Source organism: Candidatus Neomarinimicrobiota bacterium (assembly GCA_012964825.1).
GTDB lineage: Bacteria > Fidelibacterota > Marinisomatia > Marinisomatales > S15-B10 > UBA2125.
In genome coordinates, this window is sequence record DTTI01000005.1 from 34800 (window position 1) to 51011 (window position 16212).

14 protein-coding genes and 1 tRNA gene are annotated in these 16212 nt (G+C 45.8%); 3 read left to right on the plus strand and 12 right to left on the minus strand.

Going from position 1 to position 16212, the window contains the following annotated elements:
• Positions 1–12 precede the first annotated feature (12 nt).
• The 11 genes from EYO21_00330 to EYO21_00380 all read right to left on the minus strand — a co-directional run bounded on the left by EYO21_00330 (position 13) and on the right by EYO21_00380 (position 13918).
• Positions 13–1014 (minus strand): DNA photolyase, encoded by a 1002-nt coding sequence (locus tag EYO21_00330; GenBank protein HIB02262.1) that lies wholly within the window; start codon positions 1012–1014, stop codon positions 13–15.
• Positions 1011–1838, minus strand: coding sequence for a hypothetical protein (locus EYO21_00335; protein HIB02263.1), 828 nt, complete (start codon positions 1836–1838; stop codon positions 1011–1013). Before EYO21_00335 ends, EYO21_00330 begins: the two co-directional genes overlap by 4 nt.
• Complete coding sequence (locus tag EYO21_00340) at positions 1835–2650, minus strand: glycosyltransferase family 2 protein (GenBank protein HIB02264.1); 816 nt, start codon at positions 2648–2650, stop codon at positions 1835–1837. The genes EYO21_00335 and EYO21_00340 overlap by 4 nt, the downstream gene beginning before the upstream one ends.
• Positions 2651–2668: 18 nt before the next feature.
• Positions 2669–3976, minus strand: a complete 1308-nt coding sequence (locus tag EYO21_00345) for a glycine--tRNA ligase (GenBank protein ID HIB02265.1) — start codon at positions 3974–3976, stop codon at positions 2669–2671.
• Between the two features lie 56 nt (positions 3977–4032).
• The gene (locus tag EYO21_00350; GenBank protein ID HIB02266.1) at positions 4033–4533 is read right to left on the minus strand and encodes a hypothetical protein; all 501 of its coding nucleotides are present in this window, start codon (positions 4531–4533) and stop codon (positions 4033–4035) included.
• Positions 4457–6688: a type I DNA topoisomerase gene (gene topA, locus EYO21_00355; protein ID HIB02267.1), complete on the minus strand. Its 2232-nt coding sequence runs from the start codon at positions 6686–6688 to the stop codon at positions 4457–4459. Before topA ends, EYO21_00350 begins: the two co-directional genes overlap by 77 nt.
• A gap of 93 nt (positions 6689–6781) precedes the next feature.
• Complete coding sequence (locus tag EYO21_00360; GenBank protein ID HIB02268.1) at positions 6782–8038, minus strand: histidine--tRNA ligase; 1257 nt, start codon at positions 8036–8038, stop codon at positions 6782–6784.
• The gene (locus tag EYO21_00365) at positions 8038–8364 is read right to left on the minus strand and encodes a DUF2007 domain-containing protein (GenBank protein HIB02269.1); all 327 of its coding nucleotides are present in this window, start codon (positions 8362–8364) and stop codon (positions 8038–8040) included. Before EYO21_00365 ends, EYO21_00360 begins: the two co-directional genes overlap by 1 nt.
• Positions 8365–8409: 45 nt before the next feature.
• The gene (locus tag EYO21_00370) at positions 8410–9030 is read right to left on the minus strand and encodes a hypothetical protein (protein ID HIB02270.1); all 621 of its coding nucleotides are present in this window, start codon (positions 9028–9030) and stop codon (positions 8410–8412) included.
• Between the two features lie 63 nt (positions 9031–9093).
• Entirely contained in the window at positions 9094–12603 is a 3510-nt protein-coding gene (locus EYO21_00375) for a hypothetical protein (protein ID HIB02271.1), read from the minus strand.
• Between the two features lie 16 nt (positions 12604–12619).
• The gene (locus EYO21_00380) at positions 12620–13918 is read right to left on the minus strand and encodes a replication-associated recombination protein A (protein ID HIB02272.1); all 1299 of its coding nucleotides are present in this window, start codon (positions 13916–13918) and stop codon (positions 12620–12622) included.
• Between the two features lie 107 nt (positions 13919–14025).
• On the opposite strand from EYO21_00380, the gene EYO21_00385 reads away from it, so the two are divergent.
• The 3 genes from EYO21_00385 to EYO21_00395 all read left to right on the plus strand — a co-directional run bounded on the left by EYO21_00385 (position 14026) and on the right by EYO21_00395 (position 15986).
• Complete coding sequence (locus tag EYO21_00385) at positions 14026–14454, plus strand: FKBP-type peptidyl-prolyl cis-trans isomerase (protein HIB02273.1); 429 nt, start codon at positions 14026–14028, stop codon at positions 14452–14454.
• Between the two features lie 136 nt (positions 14455–14590).
• Positions 14591–15085, plus strand: coding sequence for a class I SAM-dependent methyltransferase (locus EYO21_00390; GenBank protein ID HIB02274.1), 495 nt, complete (start codon positions 14591–14593; stop codon positions 15083–15085).
• Positions 15086–15272: 187 nt separating this feature from the next.
• On the plus strand, positions 15273–15986 hold the full coding sequence (locus EYO21_00395) for a class I SAM-dependent methyltransferase (protein ID HIB02275.1): 714 nt from the start codon (positions 15273–15275) through the stop codon (positions 15984–15986).
• 149 nt (positions 15987–16135) lie between these two features.
• On the opposite strand, the gene EYO21_00400 is transcribed toward EYO21_00395, so the two are convergent.
• Positions 16136–16211, minus strand: a tRNA-Thr gene (locus EYO21_00400).
• Position 16212: the final 1 nt, after the last annotated feature.

The window sequence follows — 16212 nt, forward strand, 5'->3', positions numbered from 1 at the left end:
TTACACCACAACTTAAGTCCACGGTGTGCAATGGAAAAATTTCTCCTTGGGAACATATCTTTCCATTAGGGAGCAGCATATTTCAGTCATCTTTTCTTCTAGTGTCCGCTTGTAACTGACCATTCCGTTAGAGGGTGAAAGCGGCCCCGCCAATAGGCGGTCATCAGAATAGAGCTGTGAAATGCGGGCGAACATTGCTTTCGGGAAGCGCATAGGCCCCAAAGAGACGGAATGAATGGCTTTTGAGGGCACCGATTGGAAGATGTCAGCCACAAGTTTTTCATAGCTCTTTTCAAAGCCATCATGGTAAATGAGAGGATCTAGCCTCAGTCCTAGATTCCATCCCAACTCAGCCAGTTTTGCCATGGCCTTGATGCGGCTCTCTACAGGCGGGACGCCATGCTCCACTCTTTTTGCGATTACTGCAGGCGTAAAACTAAATGCTATGACGCAATTTTCGAACGGCTCGAATTCCACCAGTTCTTTAATTCTTACACTTTTTGTCCTCAGTTCCAAAAGTGCGCGAGGCCGTTCTCTGAAAAAAGGTAGGAATACTTTAACGAAGCCGGTCACCGATTCCATGGCGAGAGAGTCACAGTCATAGCCCGAAAAAAAGGTGGCTTTTTGATCATCCGGCAAACTGCTTAGAGTTGTATCAATAGCTTCCTGAAAAACTTCATAGTTCACGAACAAGGTATAATGTGCCGATCGGTACATTCCCTGAAGGAAACAGTAGCGACAGTCGTAAAGGCAGTTGAGCATGTGAGAGAAATAGAAATTCTGTTCGTCTCCAATACCGAACCCTTCCGGAGCCGGCAGCACATGGCCATTGAATTTTTCAGCCAGGATGAGAGCTGGTAGCTGTTTCTGGATTCGAAAATTTTGACTCCGGGGATTAAATACTTCGCCGTATCGTTCACACGAAATCAACCGGGCCCGGGGGAATAAATCGAGGATCTCAACTGTCCGAGGATGAGTGCGGACCGCTTCTTCCAGGTAGATGGTATCAATCACAGGGTTTCTGCGTTAACCTGTAGAATGTCGAGTTTATGGGAGAGTAAAGCCACCACTTCTCTTGAGTTGTGGCAAGAATTAACAGCCGTTTCGAAACCACTTTCATGACCGTTAAGTGCAGACCACCGTTGCAGTAAATTCCTCAACTGATGGGTCTGTGTTGCCGTGAAATCCCACTTTTTAAGAAATGATTCCATTTCAGGATGAGGTGCTTTAAGCTGACCTTGATCGCGAGATAATTGCATCAATTGAGATGAGATATTCTCTATCTTGTCAAGGCACCCTGCCAATAGTTCAGGGACGGTATTGTAGTTTAACCTAGGACTTATTTCATTGTCTGATATCACTTTCAGGCAGTGAATCAGCTCATGGGATGTATAGTGCGAGGCTGCTTCATAGAAACCAGCCGCTTCCATTTCGATGATTTCATCATGGGGATAGTTGTGAGATTCACTTTTCAATGTCCTGACTTCTGATGAGTTGCACGGTAGATCAAAAATTATGGGTGGGTACCACGTTCGTCCGCTGCTGTCGTCTGTGATCTTATGTGCAGCTAATAAGGTGCCTATGGGTAGAGACTTGTGACCCCCAACACCCACATTGAGCCAAGCGGTGCTCGCGTTGGTTGATGAAACTTCCGCTAAATGTGCACAAGCCTGTTCCGATGAATCCTTTCCTACACCGGAGATAACAAGCCAGCGCTCTTTCTTAGTGTTTCGGAATGTTTTAAAAGGAGAATGCTTGAAAGGTGAAAGATGGAACCTCTCAATGATTGGTTGCGCCTCACCGGGCAGCGCCACCACCGTGTTGATCCTACCGTTCAACCGAGAATGGCTTCCATTCTTTGTTCACACTTTTCAGCTTCCGCCGTCCGCCCACGTTTTCGAGCACCGTTGGAGAAAATTTTTGTCTTTTCTTGCAACATTTGTTTGGCATCATTGAGATTCTCATCACTCAGATTGCCAGACAGGATGATATTTTCCAGAGCCTGAATACGGAACCGGTCCATTCCCCAATATTTTTCCGACAGCTGATTCTGGTGACCGCCATGCTTTACAACCAGTTTTTCAGAGATATAGAGCACCGGATAACTTGAGGTGACGCGAAGCCACAGATCATAATCTTCACAGGCAGGGAGAGATTCTTCAAAAAGTCCCACATTATCAAAAACAGATCTGTGAATCATAGCACTTGAAGGTGAAATGCAGCAGATAGGTAGGGCCTTTTTAAACATCCAGCCGCCGGACTTGGAATGCTTTTTCAAGGGGTTCACCCGCTTACCATTTCTAATCCAAATTTCATCACTGTGGCAGATTTTCATGGCTGGTGCCAAATTCAAAACCTCCATTTGTCGAGCCAGTTTTTCGGGAAGCCATTCGTCATCGGAATCAAGAAATGCTAACCATTCACATGATGTGGCAGTTATGCCGGCATTCCTGGCAGCACTGACACCGAGGTTATCTTGTTTCAAATATTTGATCTCGGGATAGTTCTTTTTTATAAGCTTTTCTGTACCATCAGTGGAACCGTCATCCACGATAATCACAGAATGAGGGGGAAGGGTCTGGCTGAGAATAGAATCGACAGCCCTAGGAAGAAGGTGTGCGCGATTAAAGGTTGGGATAATTGCGGAGATCCGGGGGGAACTCACGTTTCAGCAAAGCTTGTCGCGGAAGTAGGACGAAAGCTGATCTATGGACACTCTCTCCTGAGCCATGGAATCCCGCTCTCTTACAGTGACCGTCTGATCACTCAGCGTATCTGAATCCACGGTTACGCCGTAAGGAGTACCTGCTTCGTCTTGTCTTCTATAGCGGCGGCCAATGGATCCGCCGGCGTCAAAAAATGCAGCAAAATCTCCTTTGAGATCATCCATAATCTTTTCAGCTATTTCCGGCATGCCGTCCCTATTTACCAGAGGGAAAACAGCCAAAGTGATTGGTGCCACTTTTGGGTTAAGCTTAAGGACCACCCGTTGCTCGTTCTTTACTTTTTCTTCGTGGTATGCATCAACAAGGATCGTAAGCACTGTTCTGTCTACGCCTGCGGACGTTTCCACCACCGCCGGTGTAATATGTTCATTGGTTTTGGAGTCGAACCACGTCAGCTTTTTTCCACTGTGCTGCGTATGCTGATCCAGATCATAACTGCCGCGATCGGCAATGCCCTCAAGTTCAGACCAGCCAAATGGGAACTCATACTCCACGTCAAAACAGGCAGCGGCATAATGGGCTAATTCATTATCCTCATGAGAACGAAGCTTCAATTTTTCTTCAGTGATACCGAGACTTTTGTACCAATCCAGCCGTGCATTACTCCAGTATTCCAGCCATTCTGATGTATCGCCCGGTTTTACAAAAAATTCCATCTCCATCTGTTCAAACTCTCTTGAGCGAAACAGGAAATTGCCGGTGGTTATCTCGTTTCGAAAAGATTTTCCGATCTGGGCAATGCCAAAGGGGAGTTTTGCTCGTGAAGTTGTAACAGCATTGGCGAAGTTGACGAAAATACCCTGGGCTGTTTCTGGTCTGAGATAAATGACTGATGAACTGTCTTCCGAAGGGCCGTAATGTGTCTTTAGCATGAGGTTGAATTGTCTTGCGTCAGTCCATTCCTTTATGCCGCAGTTGGGGCAATTTTTCTCCAGGTCGATGTGATCCGCACGAAATCGGGCTTTGCAGTTCTTGCAATCCACCATTGGATCGTGGAATTCGCTCACGTGACCCGATGCCTCCCACACTTTCGAGTTCATGAAGATAGCGGCGTCCATACCCACCACATCTGTTCGGGAGGTTACCACATCCCGCCACCACAGTTGCTTAACGTTATTTTTTAGTTCAACACCGAGAGGTCCGTAATCGTAGGTTGCCTCCAATCCACCGTAGATATCGGAGCTCTGGAAGATGAACCCCCGCCGTTTGCAGAGAGAAACAAGCTTATCCATGGTTTTTGAATCAGTCATATCTGATCAGTTGGGGAATAGGAGAGACGGAAAATTGAATTGGATATCAGGCTGGATTACTCCATTTCCTTTAACTCTTTTTCGATGAGATCATCGTAAGGGATTTTTTCTTCCTTAAAGGGGATAGCCTTTTGAGGTTTCGCACGCAATTTCAGATAATTCACAAGTACAAGCGTGCCGAGACCAAGGACTATCACCGGTGCGAGCCAAACCATGAGATTGAAACCGCGGGCCACAGGGATGGCCAGGATTCGCTCACCATAGATGCCGACGAAGTGGTCTACAATTTCTTCTTTGGTTTTATCCTGAGACACAAGTTCGCGAATCTTTTCTTCCATGCCCGGATTGCCGTGGTCGGCTACGGTACCGCTCCAGCAACAGGGTGCCATTAAGGTTCCTTCAAGCTCCGAGATGAGGGTTTCTTTTCCGACGTCTGTTTGCCCCAGTACAGTACTGGCCAGAAAGGTGGTGAAGAGGATGTTATACTTCAGCTTCTTCAACAAATTCTGCCTCGGTTTTGCATTCCGGACATAGAAAAAATTTGCCTTTGGTTTTATTTACCCTTTCTTCAATGTAGTGGTTGTCACAAACTTCACAGGGTTGGAGAATTGGTTTGTACCACGAGGCATGATCACAATCCGGATAACGGCTACAACCGAAAAAGACTTTACCTTTTCTGCTGGACTTTTCAACCATTTCTCCTTCGCAATTGTCTCGGGGACAAGCAATTCCAGTGGTGATGGATTCAGTATGGCGGCAATCCGGATACTTTTCACAACCAATATAACGGCCGAACCTGCCTCGTTTTACCTGAAGTGTACCACCGCACTTTGGACACGGTTTTTCAATGGTTTCCGGTTCCGCATCATCATGGAGTGATTTTGCATTGCGACACTCAGGAAAGCCTGAGCAGGCGACGAATTTTTCACCGCGTCGATTCCATTTGATTACCATGGGACTCCCGCATTTCTCACAGGACTCTTCTGTTTTTTCCATGAGGGAATTTTTTATTTCTTTCCGCCGCTCCTCTACCAATTCCATGGCAGAGTGGAACGGTTTGTAGAAATCGTGCAAAACTTCGATATAATCCTGATCGCCTGATTCAATTTCGTCAAGTTCCTCTTCCATCCGCGCCGTGAAACCAGCATTGAAAATGTCAGGCAGATTTTCGATGAGTACTTTGTTTACTGTAAGCCCTGCCTCGGTGGGGAGCAGTTTTTGCCTATCTTTGGTGACATACTGCCGTTTGTACAGTCTTGACAGGGTTTCAGCAAATGTACTCGGTCGACCGATTCCCTGTTTGTCCAACTCTTTAATAAGAGAACTTTCAGTATAATAGGGAGGCGGTTTTGTAAAGCGCTGTTCCGGGAGGAACTGCTTTCTCTCAAGTTCCTCATTTTCGGAAATGACAGAAGGAAGGAGGGGATTTTCCTTCTTCTCCAGTGCCGGGTAGGCTTTTCGAAAACCGTCAAACTTCACCACCGATCCGCTGACTCTGAATTGTGCTTCACCAGCTTTGATTTCAATTGTTGTTTGATCCAGAATTGACGGATTCATTTGACACGCGATGAAGCGGCGCCAGATCAAATTGTATAGTTTGAATTCATCGTCTTCAAGATGTCCCTTCAACATCTCAGGTGTCATTTCGGGATCGGTTGGGCGGATCGCTTCATGAGCATCCTGAACATTCTTTTTTTGTTGACCGTACATAGTTGGCTTTTCAGGCAGATACTGATCACCGTACTGCGAAGAAATGAATTGCCGAGCCCCGTTCAAGGCAGTAGGCGCAAGACGTGTTGAATCAGTTCTCATATAAGTGATGAGCCCGGTTTGCTCGCCTTTGCCAAGTTCCACTCCTTCATAAAGGCGCTGGGCCAGGCGCATGGTTCTAGCAGGTGAAAATTTCAATCGTGTTGCGGCATCTTGTTGGATGGTGCTGGTAATAAAAGGGGCATACGGCTTTCGGCGCACCTCTTTTTTCTTGATGGAATCGATAGTAAATGATTCATTTTCTAATTTCGAAATAATTTCATTGATCGCTGACTCGTTTTTCAGCTCAATCTCTTCACCGCCCACTTTATGGAAGCGGGCCGTGAATGTTTCACCACCTTTTGTCATCAATTCGACTTCTAGAATCCAGTACTCTTCCGGTTTAAATTTGACAATTTCTTCGTGCCTCTCGCACACAAGGCGGAGTGCCACCGACTGGACGCGGCCGGCGCTAAGACCGCTGTAAAGTACCTTCCAGAGGAATTCAGAAACCTTGAACCCCACAATCCTATCAATAATCCTGCGGGCCTGTTGAGCGTTTACCAGATTGTGGTTTACTTCTCTGGGGTTATCCATGCCGGTACGGATGCCATCAGCTGTAATCTCGTTGAACAGGACGCGGCGAATCTTTCCCGATTCACCATTCAGTTCAGATGCCACATGCCAGGCAATGGCTTCGCCTTCCCGATCCGGATCTGTTGCTATATAGATAGCGGGTGCACCGGATGCTGACTTTTTTAACTTTTTGACGATATCTTTTTTCTCGGACAAAATTTCATATTCAACCGCAAAGTTGTTGGCGATATCTACGCCAAGGTTCTTTTTGGGCAGATCTTTCACGTGGCCGTTGCATGCTAGAACGCGGTATTCACCGCCCAGATACCTTTCAATGGTTCTAGCTTTTGATGGAGACTCAACTATTATGAGGGGTGTTTTAGACATAATGGTTCCTTTACGCGCGAAAAATTACGATGGATGGGAGCAAAGTCAACACCGATTATCAGGTGAAGAAGATATTCTGCGAAAATTGAAACGTTAAAGAGATTTGAGGTGTGAAACGAGATTACTCATGGAGACGTCGGTTTGCTCTCCTGTAGCGAGGTCTTTTACCTTGGCAGAATTGTCAGCTATCTCCTCGTCCCCAACGATAACGGCGTGTGTTGCGGCCAGCCGGTTCGCTTCTCTCATCTGTGCCTTAACGCTGCGCCGCAATGTATCGGAAAAAGTTGGAATACCGCTCTGTCTCAACTCGTTAGCCAGGCGAAACAGGCTGCCCACCGCGCTCTCACTTGCGGTGACAAAGTATACCATCATTTTTTCCGTCGCCTGGGCCTGTTTTTCACTAAGAGCCAGCATGATGCGCTCAATGCCGGCCGCAAAACCGACAGCAGGTGTTGGTTTTCCGCCCAGTTGTTCTATGAGTTCATCGTAGCGGCCGCCACCGCAAAGCGCTTTCTGGGCACCCACATCGGGACTGGTAATTTCGAATGTTGTTCTAGAGTAATAGTCGAGTCCCCGAACAAGCTTGTTGTCACATTCGTGGGCAATGCCCAGTTCGGTGAGAAATCCTTGAACTTTCTCAAAATGATAAAGATCCTCTGAATCGAGGCAGTTGAGGATGTCCGGTGCATCCGAAAGAAGGGCAACTTCTTTTTCATCTTTCGTGTCAAGAATGCGGAGAGGGTTTGTCTCCACCCGTTTCTGGCTGATCTCCGAAAGCTCGCTCTTAAGGGGAGTGAGAAAATTGACAAGCTCGGAACGGTACCGTTCTCTCGACTTAGATGAGCCCACTGTGTTAATGAGTACTGTGAGATTGGCGACACCAAGCTTATTAAGAATGGCGCAGACCAGTGAGATCACTTCAGCATCCTGTTCCGGATGGGGAGAGCCGATGGCTTCTGCTCCAAACTGACTGAACTGTCTCAATCGCCCAGCCTGTGGCCTTTCCTGCCGAAAGAGTGTGTCCATGTAGTAAAGTTTAGTTAGGGCCCCTTCTCGATCCATATTGTGCTGAATGTAGGCTCTCATGGTTGGTGCGGTCAACTCGGGACGCAAGGTCAGGCTTGTATCACTCTGATCGGTAAATGTATACATCTGTTTGGATACGATGTCGCTCTCTTCGCCCACACTCCTGGAAAAAAGTTCTGTCTTTTCAAAAACGGGCGTCCGGATCTCACCATAGCCCCACTGGTGCATGGTTTCATTGACAACATCTTCAAATTCACGCCACCGTGCCGTATCGGCCGGTAGCAGATCCTTGGTTCCCTTAACGGTTTGGAAAGACCTGCCCATCAGTTGTCAGTTACTATATTTTCGACGATCAATGTTGCTCTTTCAGCATCTCCCTCAGGAACGAAAAGAACTGCCTTGCCGCCGGCTGTTTCCCAAGCCTTGATCCCGTAAGCGGTCGATAGAAAATCGCCCTTAATAAAACTGGGGATATCTTGCTCCTCCAGAGCCACTTTTGCCATTTCAGCTGGAATATAGCCTGCATATTCCTTTACTGGACTCCAAGCAACATTCTCAAGTTTCTGCGGTTTCTCCATAAGGAATACTCTGCAGTCCTTGCAAAATGAGACATCAGCGGTGAATTCAGATTGACATTCAGGGCAGAACATATTACTTCACATTATCACTTTTCTCAGATTCACCGGTACCTAAGTTTAAAAGATATGAGATAATCCCAAACGAATTTCGAGACCGCGAATGGATCTTGCAAAAGGGTCAGGAAGAGAGGTCAAGCGGATGGAGGAAGAGAGAAATTGATAGTTGAGATAACAACTCCAGAAAGTTGGCCGTTTTTCAGAGATCAATGATTCAATGCCCACGGCAATGTTACCACTGATTTTGTTTAAACCTTTATATTTCAGTACACGACCGGTGTCGTTTCCAACAATTCTACCATCAATCGCCATAGGTCCTGCGCCCACAGCCACAGCCAAGAGGCCCTTGGAGAAGAAAAAGAAATCGTTTTTTATCCAGAGAAAACCACTGTTGCTATAGGAAAAATTGTCAACCGGTTCTCTTTTCACGGTTGTGGCAGTGTTACGTGATACCTTTTCCCCGAAATATTGATTGTGAAATCTTCGGTGACTGAGGTCCAGCACAACTGAAAGTTGAGGTCTTACAGGTTGAGAAATGGAGAGACCTATACCAAAAGGATTGCTGAATTGATGATGGTTTGTCCAACCGGTACTGGAATAAATACTGAGTTGAAAACAGTCAGCTACATCGGGTATGACTACTGTTAAAGGGAGGAGAAGTGTGATTAAGCGTGCTTTCAAATCCGTACCGGCTAGAGTCTGCCCTCAGAAATTTGTCCTTTGCTTGAGGGAAAACCAACTGTTTTAAGGGATTCCAGGTCCGCTCCAGCGACCACCTCTTGATTCGAATTTCAAATCTCGAAGCGTTGGTGATTTTACATTCACCCTGAGATAAAATCCCTGTCCGAAACCTGATGGTGTCCAGGTAAAGTTCATCTCCCAGCAATGGAGATCGCGGTAGACATTCACATCATGGCTAACCAAATCTCTTTCCAAAAGATCAAACCGGGCATTGTACTGTATCCGCCACCCTTTGGAGATTTTTAAAGTAAGGTTCGAATTCATCCAGAAAGTATCCTTTGGATTGAGAGGATTCATCCTGTTGGCGGCATAACGTAGAGAAAGATTAAGATCCCACAGGTTCCCAGGATTGCGGGCTTGACTTCTGTTGCCCGGCCGAGCGATACCGCCACCCATAAGATCCGCAAAGGCAGAGGTATCATTCTCTGTGGTATCTGTTTCCGTAGGAGAGTCACTCCACCCCAGCCGCTTACCAGAGATTTTAAAGCCTGTGGCAGCGTTCATATTGGTCATTCGGGGTGCGGGAAGGCCCCAGCTGTTGGTTTTGATTTCATTAATTCGTACTGATTGGCCGTCAATTGTATTGGTGTCATAGAAATCGTGACTCATTGAAAAATCGAGGTTCAGTTTCTTAAGCCAGCCAGCCCGAAAAGTGGAGCGAAGCTTCGACAGTTTGAACTCATCAGCTGCAAAGTTGTAGCTTGTATTCATGTTCCAGGTGAGCAAGTTGTCGATTTTTCTTTCACTTTCACCATCTTTCAGTTTTGCCTGAAAAAGATTTCTAACGGAAATGTTCATATTTCTCTGTTCGCCCGTTGGGGTGGTGCCTATCTGAGTGCCTTTGAAAGGATCGAAATTGTAAATATTACCATCATTATCTTCAAGTTTTTTCAGATAACCGAAAGTATCATCACTAAAGTTGGGGCGATAAGAAAAACCGACCGATGGTGTAATGGTGTGGCGAAGGGTTTTCAATGAGCCGACCTTTACAGGTAAAATACCGTAAAGTTTGGTATTGGTGCTCACTGATAGAGTACCTGTGCGGCGGGCTTTGAATCCACTCACCTGACGCGCATCAATGGCATTACCCAAACTGTCAGCTCCGGTGGCATCAAAATATTTTGTAATCCATTCTTCTCGAAATGATAGGCTGGGCCGGACAGCGATGTACTTTAGCAACCGTGATGAACCTGAAAGAGAAATGTTGTGGACCCAACTATTATCATATTCCGATTGACTGTCTCCCCAGCCGAAGGTTGAATCATCCAGCGCTTCTGATTTATAGAATCCCTGACCACGGTTTTTCAGGGTACTGCCGTAGGAGAGGTAAACACCGGAGCCAGATGCCCCGAACAACTGGGTCTGTCCTTTTCTGAAATTCAAGATAGGAAAAACTGTAGTACTTTCTACAAGGCGGCGACCGGCGCCTGTGGGATTTTCATAATATATAGATGTTGGATCCATTTTGCTCTTTACCATGAGATTTCTGGTCTCCGAAAGGTTTGCCGACATGCTGGCATTCAATTTTTGCCATCGTTTAGAGTAGGTAGCGTTGGAAACAGCGTTCTGATTAAGGCGGGTATCCCGATTTATGCCCAATTTTTGGTTAAATTGACTGTCAGAATAATACCGCCCGTTAACATTTAGGGTTTGGTTTCCCCGGAGCATTTGGGCGTGACTCCAAGAGCCGGACCACCTCACAGCACCCGGATTTGAAAAAAATTCGGCAATGTCACCTGTTGCAACTGTTCTGTTGTAACGAAAGCTGAAACTTCCACTGTACTTGTATCTTCGGAAGTATCGGTTAGAATTGTGAAATACAATCCCCTCTTTGTCATAAAAATCCAGGGTGAACTGGCTGTTGAGGAATTCGTTTGCCGCCCAGAAAAAGCCTAACCCTCTCAGATACCGCCCTTGCGCCGTGTTCTGGCCATAGGACGGCATGATCCATCCTGAATGACGCTTGCCGCTCTGGTCGGGGAAGACGGCGAACGGCAGCCCAAACAGTGGAATGCCGCCAAGGTAGAGAATGATGGGTCTGGCAATGATGAGATCATTCATGATCATTTTCATCCGGCGACTTCCGAAATGGAAATGAGGATCATCGATGAGATCACAAGTCGTATAAATACCCCTGTCAACAAGCAAGATTGATTCTGTTCGATTACGGATTTCATCGCCTCTGTAGTAACCGTCTTCCATCTTGGTTGTGCCGTGCTGAACCTTTCCTCGGCCATTTGAAAGATTGTAAGTGAGGGAATCACCCCTCATGGGCTCGCGACCTTTTTCAGTGAATATTGGCCGTTCTTCAGGATCAGAATTAACGGCTCCCGGTGGTGCTGCCGCAGCTTTCATGAGATTTTCTTTCCAAATAACATTCACATAACCCGATCGGAGCTCGGTATCCATATAGTCAATTTTAACATCTTTGCGGAGCCATGTTTGCTGATCGGGGATACTGTAATGAATGGTATCCGCTTGGTAAAGGATGGCATTCTCAATTTTTTCCGCCGAGGAGTCCGGATGGTACTCACCTCTTGCACCACCGGCAACATGAATGGAGTTAACATCTCTTTTTTCAGTGGAGTCGGCTTCGAACAAAAGTGTGATTGTGTCGCCGCTGGCAATATTCTTTCCCTGATAAACTGAATCCTCGAAAAGATGATACAAAGTGGTGGCCATACCTTGTAGACGGACTGAGTCCAAAAGCCCTTCATTTAGAAAAGCTTCCAAACTTTGGCCTGTCATATCATCGAGGAATTCAGAAAGTATTGACTCATTATCTTCAGTCCCGTTGGTTTTTCCTTTCCGTTTATAAACAATGTGGGCTTTGCCGGGAATTGTTAGTTTTGCCAGTTTATCTTCCTCATAGCGAAGATGAATTTCTTCTCCGCTGATTTGCTGTCCCTCCTGTACAACGATAGGGTTATCCAATAGTTTGGATATGTCAGAAAGTGCATCGTAAATGGTGAGCCCACATGTTGCCGTTCTTTCCTCCTCTCGGATGATCACATCCTCTTCGGCTCTGTAGCTTGCGACGTCATTTGTTTCTTTCACATAAGTAAATTTTCCGGCGGTGATGGTTTGACCTTTTTGCACAAACACAACGTCACCCTCCGCAATACCGCTGTCAGCCTCTGAAAAGTAAGTGAGCAGTCTGCTTTTGAGTTTGTATTCTCTGTCTTGCAAATGAACTGATCCATAAGCGGTGACAATATCGTCATTTGAGTTTGTTCTGATTGAATCAGCCGTCAATATTTGTTCGTTCTTTACCATTTGAACATTCCCGGCGAAAGAGCCGATACCATCACGGTTTCGGTAATAAGCCTTATCACAGGAGATAACGGCCTCCCCTTTTTGGAATTTCACATTGCCGCGCAGGTGCTGAACAGGCTCGCCTTGAGCGTCTGTCACGTTCTCCAGAACATCGGCTTGAATAAGTCGCAGCCGTTCACTTGACTGAGCAGTGATGACAGATATAGTGAGGCCCGTTAGGATCAGTCTGACATTCATGTGGGTTGGATTTTAATCAGCTCCGGCGCTCCGGCCAGAGATCCTTGAGGCGTTTGGAGATAAATTCTTCGTAACCCTGATTTGTTGGCTTATAGAATGGGGTTTGTGCCATTTCTTCAGGAAAGTAGTTCACATCTGTAAAATGGTCGGGATGATTGTGCGGGTAGGTGTAATCCTTGCCATAATCAAAAGATTTCATGAGTGGTGTAGGTGCGTTCCTTAAATGAAGTGGCACCGAAGAGGTTCCTTCTTCCTTTACTTTATTTATGGCCTGGGTGACAGCTACGTAGCTGGCATTTGATTTGGGAGCAGAGGCGAGATAAATGGTGACTTGGGCAAGGATTAATGCAGCTTCGGGCATGCCAATAACGTGAACAGCCTGAAAACCTGAGGTAGCAATACCGAGAGCTTGAGGATCGGCATTTCCAATATCTTCTGAAGCAAGGATGATAAGGCGCCGAGCAACGAACTCAGGCATTTCGCCCCCCTCCAGCATGATCGCCAGCCAATAGACGGCGGCGTCCGGATCGCTTCCTCTCACAGACTTTATAAATGCGGAAATGGTGTCGTAATGGTAGTCACCAGCCTTGTCATAAATCTGGCTCTTTGACTGAAGTGCTTCGGACAACAATTTTTTGTCAACAACCACTGTTTTTCCATCTTGGTTACTCATGGTTACAGCCGCTTCCAGTGTGTTGAGCATCTTTCTGGCATCTCCTCCAGAGGCGAGTACGAGTTTTTCTTGTGTACCGTCTTTGAAAGAGATGTTGTGTTTCATGAGGACCACATCGATGTTTATTGCATTTAACAGAATTGATTTAAGTACATTTTTCTCCAGGCTTTTTAGTTTCAGAACACGGCACCTGGAAAGCAAAGGCGAAATGACCTCAAAGGACGGGTTTTCTGTAGTCGCTCCGATGAGGGTCAGGGTCCCGTCTTCCACGGAATGGAGAAGCGCATCCTGTTGTGCTTTATTGAAACGGTGGATCTCATCAATAAACAACACGGTAGGAGTATTCAATGTCAGGTTAGTTTTCGCTGTTTCGATGATCTTTCTTAGGTCCTTTACGCCGGATGACACAGCCGAGATCTGGAAGAAGTCTCCCTCCAAACTTTTAGCAAGGATCTTTGCAAGTGTTGTCTTTCCAGTACCCGGTGGCCCCCAGAGAACGCAGCTGAACAGTTTTCCCGACGCAATGGATTGCTGTAAAAGGGTACCTTCGCCTGTGAGGTCGTCCTGACCTAGAAAATCTTGCAAATAGGCCGGTCGGACACGCTCAGCCAGTGGGGGCATTAATTGTCTGTTCTTGCTCATGACAAATTAATTTAGATCGAAGGTTGTCCAAAACCAACCGTACTAAATAGAGAGTGCAAAAAAGGAGGAAAAACTGTACACTTGCCAATCTTGATGGGAACTGAAGGATGAAAATAGCAACAAAGACGATTCTTTTTTCTGTTATTTGCCTCACGGCATGCAGTGAAAAAGCGGGAGAACTCATGGAAACAGAATCTGGATTGAAGTATTTAGATCTTAAAGCAGGAGACGGTACTTCACCACAGGCCGGTCAGCGGGTATCCGTTCATTACTCTGGATGGCTTTATGATGAGAATCAGCCTGACAACAAAGGGAAGGAATTTGACAGTTCGCGGAAAAAGGGGAGACCCTACGGCTTTGTTATCGGTGTAGGTTCGGTCATTGACGGTTGGGATGAAGGTGTTCTATCCATGCGCGTGGGAGGCCAAAGGAAGTTAATTATACCTTCACATCTAGGTTATGGTGAGGGAGGGATGGGTCCGATTCCCCCCAATGCCACGCTTGTTTTCGAGGTAGAACTGCTTGACATTTACTAAATGCTAAGTTTCTTTTCCGAATGCGATTTTCGCATTATTGGCTGTTTCAATCTGAGAGGGGACACACAGGCAATATGCTGAGTGGAACGGTGATTCTGTTTATGCTGATCAAAGACTTAATTTGAAACTTGGCAACATGAACGAGCAAGCACCCTATGACAGTTTCTATTCCAGGCTAACGCAGGCATCAGTTTGGTTTTATACAAATATTTTGCGCTTCGGGAAGTACGAAGATGAAAGTATAGTTAATTTTGTGGATGCTAAAGAAAATAGTAATGTACTGGATTATGGATGTAACACAGGTCGCCATGCTAGGCTGGTAAAGCAGAAATATGATTGTAACGTGATTGGTGGGGATATCCACCACGCCGCAGTGTCAGCTACCAATAAAAATGGCATTCCGGCAGAAATTATTAACTCAGAGGTTTTCGACAGGTATAAGTCCTTTTTTGACGTCATAATACTATCACATGTTTTGGAGCATGTGGACATTCCCAGTGATTTCTTGAAAGGTATTCATGGACTATTGAAAGAAGGAGGTTCATTTGTGACGGCCGTACCTCAGGAGAGGATAAGGGGTGATATTAATCCCCTGCAAACCGCATACTTTTTTTCTCAAGTTGAAGTTTGAGAATCCACACAAACACAAATTCTCCAAAGAACAATTATTCTCTTTGTTAAGAAAAGCTGGTTTCGAACCTCAACAGCACATTTTTGCCAATTTTGTTCCACCTTTTTTAACTGAGAGTAGAAGATACCTTTTATCCAGAAGTCTCATAGTAAAATCCATTAATAATGGAGGGGGTAATTGATTTTACATTCAGATTACGCCGTTGATTCCTATTTTGAATAATAATTCTATCTACAATCTCGCCTATCAGTATATCATCGGCGCCAAGACGGTCCTTGGTAGAAATATTCTCAACTACAAAAAACGTGAAATTGATTATATCATTAATTATATCAATGAACGGGGCAACAGTGGTCTCATTCTCGATCTCGGATGCAGCACTGGCCAATTTACTCGCGCCTTGGCCACAAAGTTTGGCTACAGTCATGTTCAAGGGGCCGATGTTTCTCTTAGTTCGATCCATCGATGCCGGAAGCGTGATCCTGATTTGACCTTTCATTACATCGCAAATGAGTTCTACCATGAGAACAGGGGAAAATATCAGTATGTACTGCTATCACACGTTATCGAACATATGCATAATCCCAAGGCGTTTCTGAGAGAATTGAAGGGACTATTCAGAGGAGACGGTTCATTAATCATCTGTATCCCTCAAGAGAGAATCAGGGGAGATTCTGCATTGCCGGAAAATCTTTATAACCTTGTTCGCTTTAAGTTTGAGAATGTTCACAAAGTGAAGTATTCCTTGGACTCCATCACACTTCTCCTCTCCGAAGTTGGTTTTTTATTTCGGAAGAGCAAGTACATTCATGCTTTCAGACCAGGGAAAGACCAGAAGAGTTTTGCAAACCACAGTCTGGTGGTTTTCTGCGAACTTGCTCAATCCAAAAAAGTAAATTAATTTTCCTAGACATCTGGATCTTTGCTATAAGGGAGGAGGTGTCAGACTAATCTGGAGAATCGCTTGTCAGATTTCGGAAAATTCACTCCACCTAGAAAAAGTGCAACAAGACCGGATAAAAGAGCAAATGCCAAAACAGAAGGGTGGGATTGAGCCACCGGAGGGATTTGAACCCCCGACCCACGCATTACGAATGCGTTGCTCTACCAACTGAGCTACGGTGGCA

Coding starts and splice junctions, on each gene's coding strand:
- EYO21_00390 (HIB02274.1), top strand. CDS start 14,591: ATGAACGAGCAAGCACCCTATGACAGTTTCTATTCCAGGCTAACGCAG.
- topA (HIB02267.1), bottom strand. CDS start 6,688: ATGTCTAAAACACCCCTCATAATAGTTGAGTCTCCATCAAAAGCTAGA.
- EYO21_00345 (HIB02265.1), bottom strand. CDS start 3,976: ATGACTGATTCAAAAACCATGGATAAGCTTGTTTCTCTCTGCAAACGG.
- EYO21_00375 (HIB02271.1), bottom strand. CDS start 12,603: ATGAATGTCAGACTGATCCTAACGGGCCTCACTATATCTGTCATCACT.
- EYO21_00380 (HIB02272.1), bottom strand. CDS start 13,918: ATGAGCAAGAACAGACAATTAATGCCCCCACTGGCTGAGCGTGTCCGA.
- EYO21_00385 (HIB02273.1), top strand. CDS start 14,026: ATGAAAATAGCAACAAAGACGATTCTTTTTTCTGTTATTTGCCTCACG.
- EYO21_00365 (HIB02269.1), bottom strand. CDS start 8,364: ATGTTCTGCCCTGAATGTCAATCTGAATTCACCGCTGATGTCTCATTT.
- EYO21_00360 (HIB02268.1), bottom strand. CDS start 8,038: ATGGGCAGGTCTTTCCAAACCGTTAAGGGAACCAAGGATCTGCTACCG.